This window comes from Allomuricauda sp. NFXS6 (assembly GCF_040148835.1).
Taxonomy (GTDB): domain Bacteria; phylum Bacteroidota; class Bacteroidia; order Flavobacteriales; family Flavobacteriaceae; genus Flagellimonas.
Map to the genome: position 1 here is coordinate 124,731 of NZ_JAGEMG010000006.1, position 23,216 is coordinate 147,946.

Below are 23,216 nucleotides of genomic sequence, written 5' to 3' on the forward strand. Positions count from 1 at the left end.
GGTGGGAATGGACTATCTTAATCCTCTAAAATTCAACCACAATGACCAAATTTTCCATTCTTATTTGCTGCTGTTTCGTATTGCTGATTTCCTGCGAAGCCACTGAGAGATCAAAATTCAGCATAGCTGTAAGTTTTGATGAAGCTGTGAGTCCAGAAAGTAAAGACGGACGATTGCTGCTAATGCTCTCATCGGACGATAGCAAAGAGCCCCGTTTCCAAATTAGTGAAGGATTGCATACCCAGCTTGTTTTTGGAATGAATGTGGAGAATATGGCGCCCGGGGAATCCATCACTTTTGATGAATCGGTTTTTGGCTATCCCTACCCAAGTCTGGAAAATGTTCCACCAGGGGAATACAATGCCCAGGCCCTATTGCACGTATATGAAACATTTAACTTATCCACGGGCCACACCGTAAAACTGCCCATGGACAATGGTGAAGGACAACATTGGAACACATCTCCCGGTAATTTATACAGTAAACCGTTCAAAATAACGGTTGGTGAAACCGGAATTGAAAATGTTTCATTGGTAATGAATCAAGAAATTCCACCCATTCCAGAACCTGAGGATACCGAATGGATAAAGCATATAAAAATCAAATCGGAAAAATTATCGGAATTCTACGGAAGGGATATGTATTTGGGTGCACACGTGTTACTGCCCAAAGGTTTTAACGAACACCCAGAGGCCAAATACCCACTAATGGTCTTCCATGGGCACTTCCCAAGTGATTTTGGTGGCTTTCGCACTACACCGCCCGACCCCAATTTAGAACCGGAATATTCCGCACGTTTTGATCTAGAGGGCTACAACATCATTCAACAACAAGAAGCCTACGACTTTTATAAAAGGTGGAATGAACCGGATTTCCCGCGCTTTCTCATTATAGAAATTCAACACCCTACCCCCTATTACGATGATTCTTATGCCGTGAACTCTGCCAGTCAGGGGCCATACGGTGATGCCATTACCTACGAACTGATTCCAGAAATTGAAAAACAGTTCCGTGGAATGGGCGAAGGGTGGTCACGCTTTCTATACGGAGGTTCCACCGGAGGTTGGGAAGCTTTGGCCGTTCAGGTTAAATATCCGGAGGAATACAACGGTTGTTTCGCCGCTTGTCCCGACCCCATCGATTTTAGGGCCTATTGCCTCACCAATATTTATGAGGACGATAATGCTTACTATTACGACTCGGAACACAAGCAGCTAGAAGTTCCTTCTCATAGGAACTATTTGGGAGATATTCAATCCACTTTGAGGCAGGGCAACCATTTGGAACTGGTATTGGGCGATAAATCCAGATCTGGACAGCAATGGGATATTTGGGAAGCCACCTTTTCACCCCAAGGTGATGATGGCTATCCAGTCCGAATATGGGATAAAATGACAGGTGACATTGACCATGAAGTGGCCGAATACTGGAAAGAAAACTACGATTTACGGCATATTTTGGAACGCGACTGGGACAAGCTTGGTCCACAGCTTAAGGGTAAAATACACCTCTACTGTGGCGATATGGACAATTACTATTTGAACAACGCGGTCTATTTAATGGAAGACTTTTTGGAAAGTACCACTGAGCCTTATTATGATGGTGAAGTTTTGTACGGCGATCGTGCAGAACATTGTTGGAACGGAGACCCCGAACAACCCAATGCCATAAGCCGTTTACGATACAACTCCATGTACGTGCCCAAAATTATGAAGCGTATTGCTGAGAGTGCACCAAAGGGAGCAGATTTGACCAGTTGGAGGTATCAATAACAAGTTTGGGGAAACAAATGATTATCCAGATAGTTTAGGCTCTAACCACAACCAACCCAAGCACAACAGAAGTAATCCATAAAACCAAAACGGGGATATCGGTTTCTGTGCCTTTTTTGATGCAGAAACCGAAGCACCAAAAGTGTTTTCGCTACCAAACTGACGCAAATTGGCTTTTAAAGTTTCGGACTGGGATATAGTTTTATGTTGATTCCCATCAAAAACATAGTATGAATAATGAGCTATGGAATCGTTGGAAACCTTAAGTTCGTTCCATCCCTTTTTTCGCGGGTATACAACCCCCTTCCATTTACTTTGTACCAAGCCATCCTGAAGCAAAGGAATATTCGCTTCTTTATCGGTTGTGACCCGAATACCATTTATGGAATTTCGAACTTCAAATTGAAATGGTTCATCAAGTCGGGGAGTTTGGGTGAGCGCTTTCCATTTTGCCAAGGCTTCCTGTTCCCTTGCGATATTATTCAGGATTTGAGTCCAGATACCGGCATAAAGTTCCTCTTTTCCATCCAAAAACAACTGATAAGTGTTCTGAAGCAATGTTGTTCCCATTTTACCCTTTTCCTTCGGAACATAAGCCGCTACGTGCGCAGAATCAACCGAAATCCTTTGAGTTCGTACATCATTCTTAAATTCTAAAGGATATTTCTGTACGCTTTGGGCAGGCACTCCCAAAGTGATTTCCGTAATAAAATCCCGATCAAACTGAAACGGAGATTGCCTTTCAGCAAGTCTGAACAAATTCTCATCGGGTTGAACAAAAACACCAAGGCCATGGGTTTTCACTGCTTCCTCCATTGCTTCTTTTGAACTTCTTCCGAGAGCTGTATAAGAATCAGTATCGATAACCAATAGATCATATTCTTTCAAATTCTCCACAATAAACCCGTAAATGGGGTTTGAGGCTCCGTTGAAGTACTCAAACTTGTATTTACCTTTGGTAAATTGCGTGCGTGCCAATAGCTCGTGCCCCTTCTCCGTCAAGAAGTTTTTCAGGTATTTGGCCTCAAAAGTCGGAAAGGTATTGACCATCAATATTTTCAAAGGCTTCCCCTCCAATACTTGAATGGGAATTGGTTCTTCAGATATGATGTTACCTTCACTATCTTTTTCTAAAAGACGATATACAAATTGTCCACTTGCCTTAGGTTTTGCATTTAACTGAATCAGTTGTTCGTCAACCTCTTCAAAAGGAACGGAATCCAAAGGGTTGCCTCCATTATCGGCCAAAATAGCCCAATGCCCAGTTTTTAGATCGGAATGTTTGGCATTTAAATATAACTTTTCTCCAAATGGAATCTTATTTTCATGAGATATAGCCGTCCATCCTTCAACCCTTTTACCTCCTATAAAGGCGATGGATTTATCCTGTAGCTGCCACAAATCAAAAGGTGCCAAACCTCGACCTAGAAGAAATAGAGAATCCACATCGTCCAAAATCGACAATGTTCTTCCTTTCATGTAGTCTTCTGTTTGTATTCGCTTATAAATGGATTTCAAGCTGTCCAACTGGGAAGTTTCATATCCTTCGGTCAAAATGATGCCCTTTCCGCTGATTGATTCCTGCCATACATTTGGCTTTAGTAGGATCATCACTAAGGAGAGAATAGCTAAAAAGGACACGATTAACTTAACCCAAAACCTTCTCTCCCCTCGCTGCGACCATTCTTTCCAGATAAAAACGGCCCAAAGCACCAGTCCTACCAAAATCATGGGCACCAAAAGATTCTGGTTCACAAGCACCATCCCATCATTCATAAACACCCAATTCTTTTAAGTACAACAAATTGATCTCATCTCGGTATTCAGCCTTTTTCTTTGGATTGTACTCCACATCTGGCAGCACCTGCAATAGATTTTTTTGTACCTCTTTATAATTCTCTTTGGTCCTGTTTGCTATCTTTTCAAGGTCGCGAAGGCCCTGCAATACTTTTAAGTATTTCATGGGTTCCGAAATTGCTTTTGGTGCCAGTTCATTTCCTGCTTCAATAAAAAGGGCACTGTCTTGGTCATTAAACTGCTTTTCACCTAAAATCAAATGTTCCAAACGAGCTATGGTTTCCCTTGTTGAAGTAAAGGGCATTTGATATTCAAACACTTCCTTTTTATCAAAATTGGTAATATCCCCAATATCCCCGCTCAACCTATTTTCCTCCTTGATCGGAGGTGGGTCAAAACCGATGCGGTGCACATATATTCTGGCGCTGTTTTTAATGTCTTGAATAATTTTGAGGGCATCGTATTGATACGGCAAGGATTTTTCCGGCTCGTAAAGGCGTAAATGGAGTTCAGCATCCCACATAATGTCTAAAGCATCTCGAAGCTTTGCCTTCAATGATTTTTCAAACAAGGTAGATGCTTCCGGGTCCGAATGATTGTGCACATAATCGTGCAAGGGGTCTTCTTCCTCCTCCCCTTCTGAACTGTGTTCATCAACCAGATTATGCTCGTTCTCGTTATCGTGTTTATGACTGTACTCATCCAAAAGGTCTTCTTCGACTTCCTCACCCGAATGGTCGTGGTCATCCCCTTCTGCATCAGTTGAAGAAACCTGTCCTGGAGCGGATTGCATTTCGGTTTCGTCACCCATAAACTGTCCATACTTTAAACGCAACTGTTTTTGGTCAAAGCCCAGTTCGTTGCTCCTGAACTTAAAGTCTTTTTCGGAAATATTGGGCCTATCAGCAATAAGTTTTTCGGTATCGATGATCAATTGTCTCTGGCTCCTGAAATAATCGGGCATCAAGTCCACGCCCAAGTTCCCCTCTACCGCAAATCCATCGGTTACCGTATCGCGGATTACTGCAAAATACGTCTCGCTACGTCCAATGTTCTTTCTTGGTGTTTTTTGATCCAACGCCTCCACATAAAAATAGAGTTCATCCCCCGGGTCCATTTTAAGCGCGTCTAAATCCAGGGCTTGCTGTAATTGGATTCGTTTATTCCCTTTGGGAATAACCCTATCAAAACGGACAGCTTCCTCCCTGAATTTAACCGATTCACCAGAGCCTTTGCTCACGGTAGCAACAATATAAGCATCATCAATTCCAAAATCATCGGAGATGTTGGTACTGAGCATCAAACGTTTGTCATCATCAAACTCAAAATACGTGTAGTTGTCCAAGCCTTCAATTTGAACCATTGGTGGTTCATCGGTCACCATTTCCATGGAATACAAATCGCTTACATAGTCATTCCCATCCAAATCTTTGAAGGTAAAACTGTAAAAGCCTGAAGCCTCCAGTTTTTTGGTCAACTGATACGATTCTTGATTCTTTGTAAAATCAATGTGCTCGCCCATCAAATCCATCTCCACTTCTCGAACATTGCCATCAAATTCAAGATTCCAAGTGACTCTTGAACCTTCCACAGCCTTGACATTTGGGTCAACGATGTTCAAAGTTGCTTTCCCCGTATAACCAGGATATTGAATGGTAATATTGGTCTCTATCAATTGGGGAACTTCGGTAGTGTTTGTTAAGCTATCTTTCGGAGCAAAAGTAATTTGCTCGGTATTTGATGATTCTCCTCCTGATTGATTTCCGAACTTCGTCAGTACAAATCTGGCGGCAAATCCCATCAGCATCAATCCAAACATAACAAGAGCCGCCTTTAATAGGTTGTGGGGCGGTCTCAATTTGGACAAAACAGGTTCCAACTGCAAGGCTACTCGATATTGCTGTAATTTGGACAGGTCGGAAAGCTCATTGGCGGGCGACAACAAAAGTCCACTGCTAAATCCCGCTTGGGGTATATGGGCATCAATATAACCTACGGCATTTTCCGAGCTTATTTTCCAAGGTTTTAAAATCCAAAAGGCAATGGCACAAGTCACTATCAACCCGAGGACTCCAAATAAAATGGTATGGGTCAGCAGGTACACAAAAGCGCCGACCCCAATGGCATAGAGCAGCCCTTCCAGATATTTGGAATGCTGCCAGCGTTTCCGAAACTGTTGTATTGCCGCTGCTCCCATCATTGCTTCTTATAATTTGATATGAAACGTTCCACAATCATAAGAGCAGCGAGAATCGCGAATACCCAGAGGGAAACATCAAGCAACGTGGCGCTTTCCCGTTTTCTTTTGGGCTCTACGTAATTCGGTTTGAGTTCTGCTTCGTCCAATTGTCTTGTATCCACATTGGCCGCCAAAGCTTTTAATTCATTGTCCAGCCCTAAAATGGTGAGTAACTGTTCGGGCAAGTGTTGGTCGACCGTGTTTTTGGGGTTCAATTTTGATGTTAGATAAAACAAGTTTTTCCGAGGGGATGATTCTATCAATTGCTTGGCTAACGGATTTTCTTGATAAACCAACCATTTCCCTTCGGAATCATTGTTTGGCCCTTTGCTCAACCAAATATTCAAATCAGCTTGGTTATTCTTTAATTCATCTTCTTTGTGAATAACGATTTCACGCTTTAAAAATGCCGATAACGCCCTGAATGAGGCTTCAATATATTTTCTCTCACGTTCAAAATCGTCCGTCACATACAAATTGATATGGAGCGTATCCATTAATTTTAAGGGAACTCGGATAGCTTCATCGGAACGTAAACGAAGGCTATCATTGTTGATTTCAAAGCCCTCCTCCAATGCCTCTTTATTGATTTTGGTCACTCTTCCGCTGCTTGAAGCGGTAATCAATTCTACACCTGAACCTCGTTTATACGCCATCAAAGGTTGGTCCTGAGTTTCCTCAAGTTCCATAACCACCCAATGGATTTTCTTTTGGGTATTGGGTCGCATCGATTTGATTCCTTTGACCAATGCCTTTGTAAAAACCACAATACTATCCGAACGCAACGAATCCATTTTTTGAACCAATTGCCAATAGTTGGGCTGTTCCTTGTACGATTGATAATCGGCATCGACTTCCCACTCAGGAAAACCATTTTTCAAGAGCAAAACGGGGGATTCCTCTTGTAAGCTATCCAAAACGGAACTGATAGATGCTTCATTGGCAATAGAAGCCTCCACGAGATAGGTTATTTGTTTTTGATTGCCTTTGGTGCGCCATTGTGGGCCTGCCATCAATAAAACAATCAAAGCAATAATCAACATTCGTAGCAATAGCAACAGCCACTCGTTCAATTGAATGCTACTGGATTGCCTGGAGTTGGATTCGTCCAACAACTGGATACTTCCAATTTTTATGGTCTTCGCCTCCTTCTTGCTCCACAAATGGATGGCCAAGGGAACCAAAAGTCCCAAAAGTGCCCAGAGATATGACGGATTCGCAAAAACCATTTACACTAATCGTATGCGTTCTTTTAAAAATAGTTGCAAGGCATCACCCAAGTCATTGTCCATTCTAAACAGATGATAATGTACCCCTTGGGATAGCAATTGCTCCTTGGTTTGATTTACTTTTTCGTCCAAAGCTTTTAAATAAGCGGCCTTGGCTTTATTTACATCCACTTTGACCTTGGCTCCAGTTTCCAAATCTTCAAAAGTGACGGACTTTTTATAATTAAAATCCATCTCGCTACCTGTCATAATTTGAAGTACTACAACCTCGTTATTGGCAGTCTTCAAGTTTTTTACAAAATCGGACAGTTCGGAAACATCTTCGTACATATCCGTCAGGAAAAATACCAACTCCTTTTCTCCCCTATTGTGGATTCTTCTGGATGCAATGGAGAGTTCGGGCCATTTTCCCTTGGTAGATATCTTCAAAAGTTCCAACAACAATCGGTTGAAGTGTTTTTGGTCCGCTTTGGGATAAATGCTCACAAAATCATCTTCATTGAGTGCAAAAAGCCCTACCGAATCGCCTTGTTTTTGAGCCATATGTGACAAACAAGCCACCATTACCCGAGCAAATTCCAATTTGGAAATGCCATCTTCTTCGTGCTCCATCGAAGCACTTGCATCCACGATAAACTTAACGGTGACGTGACTTTCCACTTCGGATTGCTTGATGTAATAGCGACCCGACCGGGCCAACATCTTCCAATCGAGCAGTCGTAGGTCGTCCCCAGGTTCATAACCTCGGTATTGACTAAACTCCATTCCGGGACCCACGCTTTTGCTCCGGTTCAGACCGGAAGTGTATCCTTCCACCACAATACGCGAGATTAGACTAAGGCCCGATACGGTATTGATGACTTCAGGTTTTAAAAGGTCGTGGTAATCCCTTGATGCCATTATTTATCCCTTAATTGAACTGCTTTCAGTATTTCTTTTGTGACCGTATCCGAAGTGATTCCTTCGGCATCGGCCCTAAAGTTTACGAGCACCCTGTGCCTTAATACAGGTAACGATACTTTTTGTAAATCTTCCAGTGTAACGGCCAATCTACCTTCCAAAAGTGCATTGGCCTTCGCGGTCAAGATCATGGCCTGACCTGCTCTTGGGCCTGCTCCCCAATCCACCCATTGTTTCACGTAGTCTACCGAAGTGGTATCGGGTCGGGTGGCACGGATTACATCACTTACATATTGAATCAACCCATCGCTGATGGAAACTTCTCGAACCAGTTGTTGCAATCTCATGATATCGTCTCCTGACAATACCTTGTTCAATTGGGCTTTTTTGGTTCCCGTAGTGGCTTTTAAAATTTGCGTTTCCTCCTCATCTGTTGGATATCCAATTTTGATGTATAGCAGAAATCTATCTTGTTGTGCCTCCGGTAATACAAAAGTTCCCGATTGTTCAATGGGGTTTTGCGTGGCCAAAATGAAAAATGGCCTGTCCAAGGAATACGTTTTGTCCCCATAGGTCACCTCGAACTCCTGCATGGCCTCCAAAAGTGCCGCTTGCGTTTTTGGAGGTGTTCGGTTAATCTCATCTGCCAAAATGATATTAGAAAAGATAGGTCCTTTGTTGAATTTGAAGAATTTTTTGCCCGTGGAATGGTCCTCTTCCAAAATTTCTGTACCTATAATATCGGAAGGCATTAAATCGGGCGTAAACTGAATCCGTTTGAATTTTAAATCAATGGCGTTGGAGAGCGTACGAATCATCAAGGTTTTGGCCAATCCCGGAACCCCTTCTAGTAAAGCATGTCCGCCTGCTAAAAATGTGATCAGTAATTGGGAAACGGTTTCTTCTTGACCTATGATCACTTTTCCAATTTCTTTTTTGAGGGCAGTCAGCTTTTCGGAAAGCCCTTCTACTTCACTTGCAATTTGTTGTAGTTCTTTATCCAAATTAGTATCGTTAAGAGGTTAAAGCGTATAACACAATATTCACCCCAAATCGGGTATTGTCTATTTTGTACCAGCGTTTGTTTCTAAAATCGTAATCCCATTCGCAGCCGTAGTCCTTGTTGCTGTAAAGCACACCAATTCTTCCATTTATTATGATGGCCTTAAGGTAATCGTGAACAAGGTCGTCTCCCCAACCGTTCAGTTCTTGTGAAGTGGTGGGCGGTCCATCATCAAACTCAAAGAAAATGGTATAGATTTCATGGTCATTTGGAATCTTTTGTAGTTCACCCGGACCGAATATTTCTTCCATCTGGCGTTCAAATGATTTGGCAAACAGACCATCAATATCGTGGTTACAGTCATCGGCAAAAACAAAACCACCGTTGCGCACGTATTTTTCAAAATTTTCGCGTTCCTTTTTGGTAAACTGGACCAATTTATGGCCCGAGATATAACAGAATGGACTTTTAAAAATATCGTCGCTGGCCAGGGTAATTATCTTTTCTTGGGTATCCACCTTTAGCGTGGTGTACTCGACCAAGGAATTCAATAAATTGGAGGGCATCCGCTGATCCACATCCCAATCGCCTGATTCGTACTGTAATCGTGTAAAAAAGAATTCGTTGTCCAATGCCATTTGGGTCGTAGGCTAAAATCTTTGCCAAAATAAAAACTGGCAGTCAAGGATAACCTGACCACCAGTTTATTCTAATTCATTTGGTTATACCGCATCTGAGAGACTGGTGAACGTAAAGTCACGAATCTTCATATAAGGTATTAAGTTTCCGTCGACACGTACTTGTTGCCCAAGGGATTCCAAATTATTCAACATAATAATCGGGCTCTCGTTGAACCTGAAGTTTTTGACAGGAAACTTGATTTCTCCGTTTTCGATATAGAAAGTTCCGTCTCTGGTCAAGCCAGTGTACAATAAGGTTTGTGGGTCTACACTTCGTATGTACCAAAAGCGTGTCACCAAAATACCTTTTTTGGTGCCCTTAATCATATCCTCAAGACTTTCGTCCCCTCCTTCCATTATCCCATTACTTGGGAATGGCACGGGATCTACGCCTTGCTTTTCTGCCCAGTAACGGCTGTAGGCCAAGTTTTTGACCACTCCATTTTCTATCCAGCTGGTTTTCTTTAAAGGTTGCCCTGCCCCGTTCCAAGTGGATGTAGGAACATCGGGATGCAAGGGGTCTGACCAAATATTAACGCGTTCGTCCACTATTTTCTGTCCAAGTTTGGTTCCTCCATCCTTTGCGGACATAAAACTTCTACCTTCATCGGCAGATCTTGCATCAAAAGATCGGAACATATTTTGCAGTAGGCCGATGGATGCGGCCGGTTCCAAAATCACCGTGTACTTTCCAGGTTCAATGGCACGAGCTTCTTTGGACATTACTGCTTTGTCTATCGCCGTTTTTGATGCTTCATCCGCATCAAACTTGGAGATGTCATTGTAATCCCTGGTCACCCAACCGGAACCTGTGCCATCGTTGGTACGCATGGTTACGGTAAAGTCCACATTTGTAGATTGGTTGTAAGCGAACAGTCCGTTGGAATTGATCATGGCCGAAAACCCCGCCGAATCGTCCAAGAAACCTGCTGCCGTCACATCTTTTGCTGCGGCGGGAACTATACTGCTATTGGCCACCTCAGCTCTGTACTCAGGTGTTACATTGGCAGTAGCTTCCTTGTATGTAATCCCTTCATCATATTCCTGTGGTCCCAAAGGAGACATAAACTCAGGGTTTTCTGGTGACAATTGAGCCAATTCCTCAGCTCTTCTCACCACTTTCTCCAACGATGCATCATCAAACTCATCGATGGTGGCCGTACCCACTTTTTTGCCAAAACTGGATTGTACCGCCAAACTTTGTGTTGATCTATATCCTGCAGTGGATACGGTATTTCTTGCATATCGGATATTACCGCTGTTACTTCCACTTAGGTTTATTTCGCAGGCATCGGCCTTGGAAAAACTCAACGCCTTTTCCAAAATCTTTTTTGCTTCTTCTCTTGTATATATAGCCATTGTCTTATTATTTAATTTGAATAAACCTTAAATGGTCCTACCTGTGTTAATTACATTGACTCCGTTGAATCGTGACGTGGAGCTACCGTGTGAAACGGCACTTACCTGTGAAGGCTGCCCTTTACCATCGAAGAAGGAACCGAACAATCTGTAGTCATCCTTATCACAGATCTTAACACAAGAATTCCAAAATTCCTGGGTATTGGATTGGTAAGCCACGTCATCGAGCATACCTACGATCTCACCGTCCTTGATTTCGTAGAACAAAGTTCCTCCAAACTGGAAGTTGTAACGTTGCTGGTCAATAGAGTACGATCCACGGCCTAAAATATAAATTCCTTTGTCCACATCCTTGATCATATCCTGCAAGGAATATTTTTCCTTTCCAGGCTCCAAGGAAACATTGGGCATACGCTGGAACTGCACATCTTCCCAACTCTGGGCATAACAGCATCCGTGCGATTCGTTTTGATCGATCATATGCACTTGATCACGGATGGCCTGGTAGTTCACCAAGGTCCCGTTTCTGACCAAATCCCATTTTTTGGTTTTCACACCCTCATCATCATAACCTACGGCACCCAAAGACCCTTCTTGGGTCTTGTCGGCAACCAAGTTTACAATGTCGCTTCCGTAATTAAAGTCCTTTGACTCCCATTTGTCCAATGTAGCAAAACTGGTGCCTGCGTAGTTGGCTTCATAACCCAATACACGGTCCAGTTCCAATGGGTGTCCAACCGATTCGTGAATCGTCAATCCTAGATGGTTCGGTTCAAGAACCAAATCGTACTTACCGGCTTCCACGGATTTTGCGGTCAATTTTTGCTTGGCCTGTTTGGCAGCCATGGTGGCATCTTCCACAATATCGTAACTTCTGTTATACAATGTAATGCCCTCTGGACCCGATAATTTTTCGGATTCCAAACCATCCATATACTCATATCCCATGCCCATTGGGGCACTCAGTGCCTGACGGCTTTTGAATTTCCCAGCTGCACGGTCGATGGCCGTAACATTGAAGGTTGGCCAAATCCGGTGTACATCTTGATCAATGTAAGATCCATCGGTCGAGGCGAAATATTTTTGCTCATTCACCATAAAAAGTGCCGAGTTTACAAAGTTGGCACCGTTTTCCATAGCGGCAGCGTTTGCGTTTAAAAGCAAATCAACTTTTTCGGAGATGGGCACTTCTTTAAAGTCCTTTTTTATCGGAGTTTTCCAAGATACCTCCCCATGACCCTGAACTGGAGCCAAAACAACAGGTTCTTTTTGAATCTTGGAGTTGGCCTTGGCAATGGAAACAGCATGTTGTGTTGCCGTTTTTATGCCATCCTCTGTAACATCATTGGTAGAGGAAAAACCCCAAGTGCCATTGGCAATAACACGGATTCCAACACCAAAGGATTCGGTGTTCACCACATTTTGAACTTTGTCTTCTCGGGTAAATACATATTGGTTCAAGTATCTTCCAATTCTGGCGTCCGCATAGGTAGCACCCATCGACTTTGCCGTATTCAGGGCAACGTCCGCCATTTTCTTTTTAAGTACGGTATCCATACCCGGTTCGAGCAATGCTTCTGCAGGAATGTCGTTCCCCAAAAGAAGCGAAGGCATCATCATGGCCCCTGCACCCATACCGGCGTACTGTACAAAATCTCTTCTTTTCATATGTTAGTTATTTGATTTATTTTGAGTTAATAAAGAATGGTAATATCGTAAAAACGATTTTCTCAAACTGATTGTCCGTTTAATATCATAATGGGTGTTTTGGCGTCATGTTGAACTTGTTTCAACATCTCATCTTGCTGAATATAAGCATCTTCATGTGACCCTGAATCAAGTTCAGGGTGACGTTAGTGATATTATGACAGATTACGGACATCCAATTCTCAAATCAATAGTTTTTAAAATTAACTAGTGTGACTTTAGGTTTATGTTAATTTTAACCTAAAAATCTTAGATTAAAGGTTTTTAAAGGGGGCATTTGAAAAAAATAATCAAGTATTCCTTTTAAATCTCACGATACCTTTAAAAGCAATATCAGTTTTCAACAAAACCCAATACTCGGTATTTTTTTATCACTTTTCCGTAAATTGTTACAATATCGCTGACAATTTTTGAAGAAAATGACGGAAAACATGAAAACTATAGGAATGATCGGAGGAACTTCCTGGCATTCGACCATAGAATATTATAAACTCATCAACCAAATGGCCTCAAAAATAATCGGTGATTGGGCCAACCCTCCATTAATTATACATAGCATCAATATTGAATTGATGAGGGAACAGAACAAGAAAAAAATTAATACAAAATATTTAGATACCGCTAGAAAGCTGCAAACTGCTGGTGCGGAAGCTATAGTTATCTGTGCAAACACCCCGCACATGGTATATGATTTTGTACAACCCCAAATTAATATTCCCATTTTGCACATTGCAGATGCAACAGGAAAGGAGGCGAAAGGTTTGGGACTTACAAAGCTCGGTTTATTAGGCAACAAACCTACGATGATGGGAAATTTTATTCCCAAAGTTTTGAAGAACAATTATGATATCGAAACCATAATCCCAGAAGAAGAGTTTGTTCCCCAAGCGCATGAATATGTATCGAAAGAACTTACACAGGGAACTTTCTCCGATGCTGCCAAACAGTTTTTCATAGAACAAATTGAATTACTTAAAGAAAAAGGTGCGGACGGAATAATTTTAGGCTGTACAGAATTACCTTTGCTAATACAAAAAGGCGATGTTGACATTCCTACCTTGGCAACCACAAATTTACATGCGCAAATTGCGGTTGACTTTATCTTTAATAAGTAGTACCTTAAAGTAAAGTCTTTTTATCCGTTAAACATCCGTTAAAGTGCCACTATGTAACATTCGTTACTGCCATCATTATAATTATAAGTTATTTTTATCACAAATTAAATATTAATAAATATAACTTATAATACTATGGAAAATTCTTATTCAGAAAACGAGAAAGTAAATCAAATGCCCCGTATTGGAGATATTGCTCCAGATTTTGAAGCAGTAACCACAAAGGGGAAAATAAAATTATCGGAATTTGCGAAGGATAAATGGACCGTAATGTTCTCCCACCCTGCAGATTTTACCCCTGTTTGTACTACGGAAATGAGTGGGTTCGCGCAAAGAAAAGGCGAATTCGATGCATTAAATACCGAACTTCTTGGTTTAAGTATTGACAGTATCCACGCCCACTTGGGATGGGTTCAAAATGTGAGGGAAAACACTGGTGTATATTTCGATTTCCCAATTATTGCAGATTTGGACATGAAGGTATCCAAATTGTATGGAATGCTTCAGCCCAATGAAAGTGAAACTGCAGCAGTACGCGCTGTTTTCTTTATCGATCCATCAAAAAAAATCCGATTGATAATGTACTATCCTTTAAATGTAGGCAGGAACATGGATGAAATCCTAAGGGCATTGGAAGCACTACAAACTTCGGATGAGTATAAAGTTGCCATGCCTTTGGATTGGAAAAAAGGAGACAAAGTTATAGTTTCCCCTCCTAAGACTCTAGATCAGCTTAATGAAAGACTTGCGGACGACACCCTTGAAAAAGTAGATTGGTACCTTGCCAAGAAAGAAATCTAAAAAATAATGTTGAATACAGGGCGCCTTGTTCCAAGGTGCCCTTTAAACCCTAATTTATGGAAATAAAACAGTTTGAATATAAACCTTTAGCTCACTATTCCTATGCGATTGTGGACAATGGTGAAATGGCCGTTATAGATCCAGAAAGGAATCCTATGCAGTACTATGTGTATGCACAAGAACATAATGCAAAAATAGTAGCTGTCATTGAAACCCATCCACATGCCGACTTTGTGAGTTCCCATTTGCAAATACATAAAGAAACCGGAGCTCCCATTTATCATAGTAAGGATTTGGGTGCCGACTATGAATATGAACCTTTTGATGAAGGGCAAAGTATTATGGTCGGGGATATCAAAATTTCTGCCTTAAATACTCCAGGACACTCTCCGGACAGTATTACCGTTGTAGCCGAAAAAGACGGAAAAACAGCACTCTTTACAGGGGACACCCTTTTTATTGGCGACGTTGGACGACCAGATTTACGTGAAAAAGCCGGTAATATGACGGCAAAGCGTCAAGAACTGGCAGAAATGATGTATGATACCATCCAGAATAAATTCAAGGATCTACCCGATGGAGCCTTGGTATACCCTGCACATGGTGCTGGTTCCTTATGCGGAAAAAATCTGAGTTCCGACAATAGCAGTACCCTCGGCAACGAAAGAATGGGAAACTGGGCCTTTAAGCCTCAATCAAAAGAAGAGTTTGTAGACACTCTTTTGGATAGCCAACCCTTTATCCCATCTTATTTTGGATTTGATGTGGATACCAATAGACGAGGTCCAGAAAATCTAAGAACCTCCATTGCAAAAGTGCCTCTACAATTAAATACAAGTATCAATGGATTAATTGTGGATGTCAGGGACGAAACAGAATTTAAAAAAGGGCACCTGCCAGGGAGCATCAATATTATGGCCGTCTCGGAAGACTCAAAGTTTGAAACTTGGTTAGGCGCTATAGTAAATCCTGAAGAGCCTTTTAGCATCGTTATTAAAAAACCAGATGATATTGAAAACATTTTGGAAAGGGTTGCGAAAATAGGATATGAGAAACAAGTAAAACTGGTTTTGACACTGGATGAAACCGCCGTTGTGGAAAGTGACAAACTTGATCTTACGGATTTTAAAACCAATCCCGACAGCTATACTGTTGTGGATATCCGAAACGATAGCGAAGTAGCCGAGGGCAAATTCTTTGAAAATGCGCTGACAATCCCCCTAAATCATCTTCGTTCATCATTGTCGCAAATACCCAAAGACAAGCCGATTATTGTGCACTGTGCCGGTGGATACCGTAGTACGGCCGGAACCAGTATCATTGAAAGCAATACTGACAACGTTCAAGTCTACGACCTCGGTGAAAACATTAAGGATTTTATTTAAAAAACACGAGGGTGTCTAAAAATCAACTGTCGTCAACCTGAACTTGTTTCAGGTTCTCATAATTATATGTTTACCAGCACGATGAGATTCTGAAATAAATTCGGAATGACGCATTTCAATACTTTTTAGAATTCACCCTCTTTTTATGTGTTGTAAGATTATGATCGGAATCTACGTTCTCCACCAAATACTTTTACTAACTTGTAAATAGATTTCAATAAGTATCAAAAAATAGATGCTCGTTCCCATTCTCGTTTCGGTATACATTCTAATTGCCCTGGTCATGGTGATAAGTTTGTTGTTAAATGGTGTGAGACCCAGCAAGACCTTGGCTTGGCTGTTGGCCATTTTCACCATACCCGTGGCAGGCGGTCTTTTATATATCCTATTTGGACGAAACAGAAGAAAAAGTAAAATGTTCTCTTTGAAGAATCAGTTTGGGCCCATAAACAAACTGGAACATGTAACTTGCCATCCCGAAATTTCTGGGAACAAACAAAAAATAACTTTTTTAATAAATAAAACATCCAAGTGTCCTGTTACTTGCTATAATAATTTGGACTTGTTGAAAGATGGAAAGAATACTTTTGAAAGTATTTTTCATGCACTTGAGGAGGCCAAAGAACATATCCATCTACAATACTACATTTTTGAGGATGGCCTCTTGGCAGATAAACTTTTGGAGGTTTTTGAACGGAAAATAGCCGAGGATGTCACCATCCGACTTCTATACGATGGTATTGGCAGCTACTCGTTAAGTAAAAAATATCTCAGAAAACTTAAAAAGATCGGGGTGGAGACAGCTCAATTTCTACCCTTCAAATTTGGTAGGTTCCTTTCCGCATTAAACTATAGGAACCACAGAAAGATTATCGTAATCGATAACAAAATTGGGTTTACGGGCGGCATCAATATTTCGGACAAATACCTAAAGGGAGACCCCGCTTTGGGCAAATGGCACGATACCCACTTAAAGATTGAAGGTGAGGCCGTTGATTTTTTAAATAGGACATTTATGACCGATTGGTACCTCGCCAGTGGAAATAAAGTGGATTTCTCTACTTTCAAAGTCTACAGGGCACCCAAAATAGGGACCTCCCTCCAAATAGTTCCCAGTGGACCGGATGACGATTTTGATGTAATGGAGCAGGTTTATTTTTCAATTATAAACAGTGCGGAAAAATACCTTTATATAGTTAATCCTTACATTATTCCGAACCATGCAATATTGCAAGCATTGATGACCGCTGCATTGAGCGGAGTCGATGTAAGAATCCTGATGTCCACCAGTACAGATATAAAACTTGTAGATTGGTGCGTAAGGGCCTATTTTGAGTCGTATTTAAAAGCGGGCATTAAGATATATTTATACGACGATGGCTTTTTGCATAGCAAGGTAATGATGTGTGATGACGAAATCGCCAGCATTGGCACGGCAAACCTCGATAACAGAAGTCTACAACAAAACTATGAGGCACAGGTGTTTGTTTATGATAGTGTTCTGTGCCAACAAATGAAATCCGATTTTTTGAAGGATTGTGAAAAATCCATCATTTTGGAGGACTACGAGAAATACAAGGAAAGACCTTGGATCAAAAAATTGATCGAAGGCTTCGCTAAATTGTTGAGTCCGGTTTTATAGTGTCACCGCCTCGAACCCCAACTCGTTTTTGCAGGTTTTCCCCTCTTCCCAACAATCCAAATTATAAATAGTGGTCTCGGCTATTCTAAACAAGGCCTCTTTGGTAGCAAATGCCTGATGCGGTGTTAAGAGTACGTTTGGCAAAGCTATCAGTTCTTTGAGGACCTCATCATTGATTCCGTTTTTACTGTTATCTTTAAAAAACACACCTCTTTCGTGCTCATAAACATCGGTGGCATACCCTCCGAGATGGCCACTTTTCAACACATCGATTACATCTTCCGTTTTTACGATACCGCCGCGCGCCGTATTGATCAATATGGCTCCCTCTTTCATTGCCATGAACAAGGGCTCATAAAAAATGTGGTGCGTTTCATAATTGAGGGGCGCATTTATACTGATAACATCCGACCGTCTGCACAATTCTTCCAAAGGAAGGTATTCCAAATCGTAATGGCTTTCCAGGTAATGGTTGCGTTTTAAATCGGTTGCTACCACCTTGCACCCAAAGGCATGGAATATTTTCACCAAAATAGAACCAATTCTTCCAGTTCCGAATATACCAACGGTTTTCCCGTTCAAGTCAAAACCCATTAAATTGTCCAATGTAAAATTATATCGCTTCACTTGGGCATCGGCCTGAACGAGCTTACGGTTCAAAGCTAGCAACATCCCAATTGTATGCTCTGCAATGGCGTTTGGTGAATATTCTGGTGCATAGGCCACCTTGAACCCGATTCGTTTAGCAGATTTGACACTAACGTTATTGTAACCCGTTGATCGCAGCGTGATGTACTTTACCCCCAAATCCCAGAGCATCTCCAAGACAACCAAGGAAGCATCGTCGTTGGAAAAAATGGAAATGGCATCGTACCCAGCTGCCATTACAGCAGTTGTTGAGTTCAGAACGTCGGGCACAAACTTTAGTTTGTGCTTGTTCCCATTTAATTTTTCCAGGTTTTTTATTTCAAAATCCTTGGCGCTATACACCAGTACTTTCATCTTCAATACATTTTAATTCAACAATCTTTTTTGTTTCTTCCGTTTGATCACATTGGAAACGATATCGAAAATTTTGGTCTTGGAATCTCTGTATTTCACAAAGAAATCTTCCACTTCCCTACCAAGTTCGCTATGGGTTTCCAAGTAGGCCTGCTCCATTTTTTCCTGGTTGACTTGATCCAACATAATTTGGAGCTGATTCCCGTGCAATTGCACTTTTTTAAAAAGATCTACCAAATCCTTCTCCGATTTGTTCAACGATTCCACGACAGGCTGTATGGTCTTGAACATGTCTGAATCTATGATGTCCAACGTATAGTCTTTTACCATTTGGTTCAAGAACTTTTGTTCATCCCGAGCAAAATGTAGTTCGGAAGACCATTTTTTTGATTCTTCATGCAATTCCTCAGCACTGAACCACTCCCTAAATCTTCGTTTGTTTGATTTTGTTTCCATCGCTAAAATACTTTGTGCGGCAGATGATTTTTCATCTGCCGCGAATTTTGATCAAACCACCTCGATTACTTTTTTATGGTTTTCCTTGGCCACTTCCAGTTTATGGATCTTGAGCTTAAGAATACCATTTTCGTATACCGCCTTGATCTCTTTGGATTGATCTACGGTAGGTGGTAATTGTAGGTTTCTGGTAAATGCATTGTAGTTGAACTCCCTTCGGGTAAAGTTTTCTTCCTCTTCGGTTTCCTCTTTGCTCTTCTGGGCCGATACCTCCAATACATCATCTTTCATAGTGATCTCGAAATCTTTCTTGTCAAATCCAGGTACGGCTAATTCAATTTCAAAATCATCTTTGTGTTCTTTTACATTCATTGATGGATGGTTTTTTTCCAAATTGAAAAAATCATCATCAACAAATGCATCTCGATTGAAAAAATCAATCAGTTTCTCATTCCATGGAAATCGCTTTCCATCCAATTTTACAAGTGACATAACTATTCAAATTATTGATTAATTGACCTATATCAATCCGATATGGAAGAATCCACATCAGTAAAAGGACTTCTTCGTTTGAGCACGGAACCAGCGTAATCGTACACTTCTTTTTTAAGCTTGATGTATCTCTGGATATAATCTGTAAACTTCTCCTTTATGCCCTGGTGTTTTTCATAATAATGATTGTCGCATTCTTCTTGGGTACATTCATAAATGCCTCCTAAACCGTTCTCGTGCTTCGCCATGATTGCCGATAGGGATTTCCTTTCCTTCTTGGAAATGGTAAAATGTTGTTTAAAAGTTTCCAACCGCTCGAACAACTTGGGAGTTCTCGGTTCAAACACATAGGAATCCAATAGCTTTTGGATAAAAGCCATTTCGCCCTCGATAAACTGCAAATAGGATTTCCAATTTTGCAGTTCCCCACGCATTACCTCTATTTGTCTATCCCTTACCATCATTGCGGCATTAAATTATTACTGAAAGTAAGGTTTGATGGGTTATTGTGAAATGATTTAAATCATATCAACAAGTTACTAAGTCTGTTCCGGGAACCGGTCATCCATTCCAAAGGATTGTTTCACCAAGGCCTTAAACTGGTTTTCGGTCATGCTGTCTACCGTTTCCACCTTTTTAACCTTATCGGCCAAATGGGAATGCCTTGTTTTTAGTGCATCCATAAATTTCTCCGGAGCTTCGGCGGGCCCAAAAATGTTTATTTGATCCGCATCTGAAATATGCTCGGCAATCTTTTCAAAATAATCCTTCAATTGATGTTTCTCTCTTTCCAAGTATTTGCTGTCCTGCACAACATCTTGTGGGCCCCATTTGGTTTTGGATCGAGCTCCCCCTTTGGGATTAAAGAAATCCAGTTCCGAAGGAATGTTGGTCAGGTTTTCTTTTCCATTTTTCAAAACTACGATATTGGCCTCTAGTTTGTCCAGCCATATTCCTACTCGCTTCATAATTCAATCGTTTTTCTAGTTATCATTCAGTTCTAAAATCGGCACTTTCGGTTCGTACCCAATCTTTTTCACCAAAGGGTTTGATAGGATACTTCGAAAGAACAAGTGTTTTCTGTTCAAGAAAGCTATCATATCGCACCCATGGTCATCAATGAATTTGTTTATTCCGCTGCTAATTTTGTCCGCAGGCAAAAAATGTATTTTGTAATTAGTCCCCTGCAAGATTTCTTGTAACAAATCTTTGTTGATCTTCTCTTTTTTATTGAGCTTTCCATCTTTGTCCTTATCAATGTGAACCACATTGATTTTCGCATCGTACAAATTGGAGATTTCTATCAAATCCCCGATTTCCTTACGCTTAAAAGGAGTTTTGTAATCTGTGGGAAAAACAATCTCTCTTGGTGTTTGGAACATATAATTGTTGGGCACGGCGATAACAGGGCATTCTTTGATCTGCTCCATAACGTTGACGGTATTGGTACCGAATATCCGTGCTTTGGATTCTGTGACCCCCTTGGTTCCCATAACAATGATGTCGATATCCTTTTTATCGATTACATTTCGTATGGCCTCTGTCAAGCTATTGAAGGTCGTTATAGTATGAAATTCATGTTTATCATTTTGGGGATGCAGTTTTATCATTTGCATCAACTTTTCCATACCTTCCTCCGATTCCTGTTTTGCAGCTTCATAATAGGGTTCGCCCAATTCGGGCACCCTCATGCTGTCCAGGGTATATCCTGAAATGTGAAAAGCATTTAGGATGAAAAAATCACATCTCACATTTTTGTAAAGTTCCAATGCATATCTAATGGCGTTCAATGCATTTTTTGAATAATCCGTGGGTAACAAAACTCTCTTGTCCATGACGATTTCTGTTTTTACGAAAGTTATATTTCCTCCAAATGATATACTATGATTTTGGTCAATTTGGAGTACTGGACAAAATCAAAAATGGCACCTTTAATTTAGTGTTGAGCTCTTTGATAATTCCCTTGCCGATAAACTCCAAGAAAAAATGATGTGGGTAATAAATCATGCAGAGCATATCTATATTCCAAAGGTCCACAAACTCCAAAATGGTATTCACCTTTCCTTCTAGCAGAGGCAGTTTAACTTCTTTTGCTGCATCTTCGGATACGGCCGTCAAAAAGTCCAATTTGTTCCTCTTGGCAGGTTCAACAACCTTTTCTTCCTCTATGCTCATGGGAACGATCACACTATCCATCAATCCGTTAAAAAACCGAAGTGTTCTGATGTTTTCCTTTGTTATTGGATAAGCGAAATTGGAGGTAAATGCAATTTTGTCGACCTTTTTAAAATCAATTTCCAAAGGAACGATCAATATGGGACAGCACGTAATTTCACGAACCAATTGCATCGCATTGTTTCCGAACAATATGTGCTTGATCTCTTCTTTTCCCTTGTTGCCGATAACGGTAAGGTCCATATTGTTCTCCTTGGCATATTCGGCAATCCCTTTGGCCATATCGGAACAGAGGGATTCTTTGTAAAAAGTGTGCTTATTATTTTCGCCAACATCCCTGACCAATCGGTGTACCAAGGAATCCAATCCTTGGGCCGACTCCAATTTGGCCTTTTCCATATCCGGATTGTTTTCCTTACTGCACACATTTACGATATGAAATCTGCATTCCTTTCCCTCGAACAAACGTGCAGCATAATACAGCGCATTATAGGAGTTGTTCGAAAAATCGGTGGGCACTAAAACTTGTAACATAGCTTGTCTTTACTTAAGGGTTAAACGGAAGGACTAAAAAGGGAACCTTGCTATGCAGGCCTATATTTTTGATAATGGGCTCCACAAACAGACGCTCTAAAAACGAATGTTTGTTCTTTATCATGGCCAATAACGCTACAGGGTGGTCTTTTTGAAAACCATTGATGGCCTCTATCAATTCTTGGTCGGGCAAATCGTAAAACTTATGTTTATGCTCCAAGAGCCTGCCCTCCAAATAAGTTTTATTTTTTTTCTGGGTCATATCCAAGCCTTCCGGCGAGGTTACGTGCATAATATGCAGTTTTGAATGCGATAGCTTGGAAAATTTCAGCAAAAAGTCCAAATGGGCTTTTTTGTAATCCACTTCGTAGTCCGTTGGGAACAAAATATTGCTAGGTGACTCGTATTCAAAATCGACTGGAACGGCCAAAACGGGTATTTTGGATCTTTGAATAACTCGAACCGTATTGGAACCAAAAAGTATTTCTTTGGCCCCGGTGGCGCCCTGTGTTCCCATGGCGATAAAATCAATGTTTTCCTTTTGGGAGATGGATGCGATTTCATCTCCTAAACTATTAAAGGCCGCATGGGTCACGAAAGTGTGTTTTGACACATTGAACTTTGCTTTTATCTTTTTCCTGGTATGCTCCAGCGCCTCTTCGGCCTTATACCTCTCATCATCTGGCAACCCTAATTGTCCAGGACTTCCCATGGTATAATCTACCCTATACATGGGAGGAGTGTATGCATGTACCAAATAAAATATACAAGTGGAATGCTCCAGTAGCTTTACGGCATACGAAATGGCATGGAACGCGTTCTCGGAAAAATCGGTGGGCAATACTACTTTGATCATAGCTTGAGAATTTAAAAATCCTATGGTAACAAAGCTAAGTAGCAGCTTATTTGTAAACTATGATTTACATCA

21 protein-coding genes are annotated in these 23,216 nt (G+C 41.1%); 5 read left to right on the forward strand and 16 right to left on the reverse strand.

Features of this window, described 5'->3' with window-relative positions; all coding sequences use genetic code 11:
* Window positions 1-41 precede the first annotated feature (41 nt).
* On the forward strand, window positions 42-1,772 hold the full coding sequence (locus J4E06_RS10605; protein ID WP_349523884.1) for an alpha/beta hydrolase-fold protein: 1,731 nt from the start codon (window positions 42-44) through the stop codon (window positions 1,770-1,772).
* A 21-nt stretch (window positions 1,773-1,793) separates the two neighbouring features.
* Here the strand turns inward: J4E06_RS10605 and J4E06_RS10610 are convergent, their stop codons facing one another.
* The 8 genes from J4E06_RS10610 to J4E06_RS10645 all read right to left on the reverse strand — a co-directional run bounded on the left by J4E06_RS10610 (window position 1,794) and on the right by J4E06_RS10645 (window position 12,647).
* Complete coding sequence (locus J4E06_RS10610; RefSeq protein ID WP_349523885.1) at window positions 1,794-3,554, reverse strand: hypothetical protein; 1,761 nt, start codon at window positions 3,552-3,554, stop codon at window positions 1,794-1,796.
* Window positions 3,541-5,769 (reverse strand): tryptophan-rich sensory protein, encoded by a 2,229-nt coding sequence (locus J4E06_RS10615; protein ID WP_349523886.1) that lies wholly within the window; start codon window positions 5,767-5,769, stop codon window positions 3,541-3,543. The genes J4E06_RS10610 and J4E06_RS10615 overlap by 14 nt, the downstream gene beginning before the upstream one ends.
* Window positions 5,766-7,037 (reverse strand): BatA domain-containing protein, encoded by a 1,272-nt coding sequence (locus J4E06_RS10620; protein ID WP_349523887.1) that lies wholly within the window; start codon window positions 7,035-7,037, stop codon window positions 5,766-5,768. The genes J4E06_RS10615 and J4E06_RS10620 overlap by 4 nt, the downstream gene beginning before the upstream one ends.
* A complete protein-coding gene (locus J4E06_RS10625; protein ID WP_349523888.1) occupies window positions 7,038-7,937 on the reverse strand; it encodes a DUF58 domain-containing protein in 900 nt (299 codons plus the stop codon). It abuts the gene before it with no gap.
* Window positions 7,937-8,941, reverse strand: coding sequence for an AAA family ATPase (locus J4E06_RS10630; protein WP_349523889.1), 1,005 nt, complete (start codon window positions 8,939-8,941; stop codon window positions 7,937-7,939). Before J4E06_RS10630 ends, J4E06_RS10625 begins: the two co-directional genes overlap by 1 nt.
* A 10-nt stretch (window positions 8,942-8,951) precedes the next feature.
* Entirely contained in the window at window positions 8,952-9,572 is a 621-nt protein-coding gene (locus J4E06_RS10635) for a DUF4159 domain-containing protein (protein ID WP_041802089.1), read from the reverse strand.
* Window positions 9,573-9,662: 90 nt separating this feature from the next.
* Entirely contained in the window at window positions 9,663-10,979 is a 1,317-nt protein-coding gene (locus J4E06_RS10640; protein WP_349523890.1) for a TldD/PmbA family protein, read from the reverse strand.
* Between the two features lie 27 nt (window positions 10,980-11,006).
* A complete protein-coding gene (locus J4E06_RS10645) occupies window positions 11,007-12,647 on the reverse strand; it encodes a TldD/PmbA family protein (protein ID WP_349523891.1) in 1,641 nt (546 codons plus the stop codon).
* A 470-nt stretch (window positions 12,648-13,117) separates the two neighbouring features.
* Between J4E06_RS10645 and J4E06_RS10650 the strand changes: the two genes are divergently transcribed.
* The 4 genes from J4E06_RS10650 (at window position 13,118) to cls (ending at window position 17,629) form a co-directional block, all read left to right on the forward strand.
* Window positions 13,118-13,801, forward strand: coding sequence for an aspartate/glutamate racemase family protein (locus tag J4E06_RS10650; protein ID WP_349523892.1), 684 nt, complete (start codon window positions 13,118-13,120; stop codon window positions 13,799-13,801).
* A gap of 135 nt (window positions 13,802-13,936) precedes the next feature.
* Complete coding sequence (locus J4E06_RS10655) at window positions 13,937-14,602, forward strand: peroxiredoxin (RefSeq protein WP_349523893.1); 666 nt, start codon at window positions 13,937-13,939, stop codon at window positions 14,600-14,602.
* 56 nt (window positions 14,603-14,658) lie between these two features.
* Entirely contained in the window at window positions 14,659-15,987 is a 1,329-nt protein-coding gene (locus J4E06_RS10660; RefSeq protein WP_349523894.1) for an MBL fold metallo-hydrolase, read from the forward strand.
* A 235-nt stretch (window positions 15,988-16,222) separates the two neighbouring features.
* On the forward strand, window positions 16,223-17,629 hold the full coding sequence (gene cls, locus J4E06_RS10665) for a cardiolipin synthase (RefSeq protein ID WP_349523895.1): 1,407 nt from the start codon (window positions 16,223-16,225) through the stop codon (window positions 17,627-17,629).
* Here cls and J4E06_RS10670 read toward each other — a convergent pair.
* The 8 genes from J4E06_RS10670 to J4E06_RS10705 form a co-directional block, all read right to left on the reverse strand.
* Window positions 17,624-18,631, reverse strand: a complete 1,008-nt coding sequence (locus J4E06_RS10670; protein WP_349523896.1) for a 2-hydroxyacid dehydrogenase — start codon at window positions 18,629-18,631, stop codon at window positions 17,624-17,626. The two genes, cls and J4E06_RS10670, sit on opposite strands and share 6 nt — an antisense overlap.
* A gap of 12 nt (window positions 18,632-18,643) precedes the next feature.
* Window positions 18,644-19,087, reverse strand: coding sequence for a hypothetical protein (locus J4E06_RS10675; protein ID WP_349523897.1), 444 nt, complete (start codon window positions 19,085-19,087; stop codon window positions 18,644-18,646).
* 51 nt (window positions 19,088-19,138) lie between these two features.
* On the reverse strand, window positions 19,139-19,579 hold the full coding sequence (locus J4E06_RS10680) for an Hsp20/alpha crystallin family protein (protein ID WP_349523898.1): 441 nt from the start codon (window positions 19,577-19,579) through the stop codon (window positions 19,139-19,141).
* Between the two features lie 32 nt (window positions 19,580-19,611).
* The gene (locus J4E06_RS10685; RefSeq protein WP_349523899.1) at window positions 19,612-20,043 is read right to left on the reverse strand and encodes a hypothetical protein; all 432 of its coding nucleotides are present in this window, start codon (window positions 20,041-20,043) and stop codon (window positions 19,612-19,614) included.
* Window positions 20,044-20,118: 75 nt separating this feature from the next.
* Complete coding sequence (locus J4E06_RS10690; RefSeq protein WP_349523900.1) at window positions 20,119-20,547, reverse strand: hypothetical protein; 429 nt, start codon at window positions 20,545-20,547, stop codon at window positions 20,119-20,121.
* Between the two features lie 15 nt (window positions 20,548-20,562).
* On the reverse strand, window positions 20,563-21,414 hold the full coding sequence (locus J4E06_RS10695; RefSeq protein WP_349523901.1) for a universal stress protein: 852 nt from the start codon (window positions 21,412-21,414) through the stop codon (window positions 20,563-20,565).
* Between the two features lie 58 nt (window positions 21,415-21,472).
* A complete protein-coding gene (locus J4E06_RS10700) occupies window positions 21,473-22,288 on the reverse strand; it encodes a universal stress protein (RefSeq protein ID WP_349523902.1) in 816 nt (271 codons plus the stop codon).
* 13 nt (window positions 22,289-22,301) lie between these two features.
* On the reverse strand, window positions 22,302-23,144 hold the full coding sequence (locus J4E06_RS10705) for a universal stress protein (RefSeq protein WP_349523903.1): 843 nt from the start codon (window positions 23,142-23,144) through the stop codon (window positions 22,302-22,304).
* Window positions 23,145-23,216: the final 72 nt, after the last annotated feature.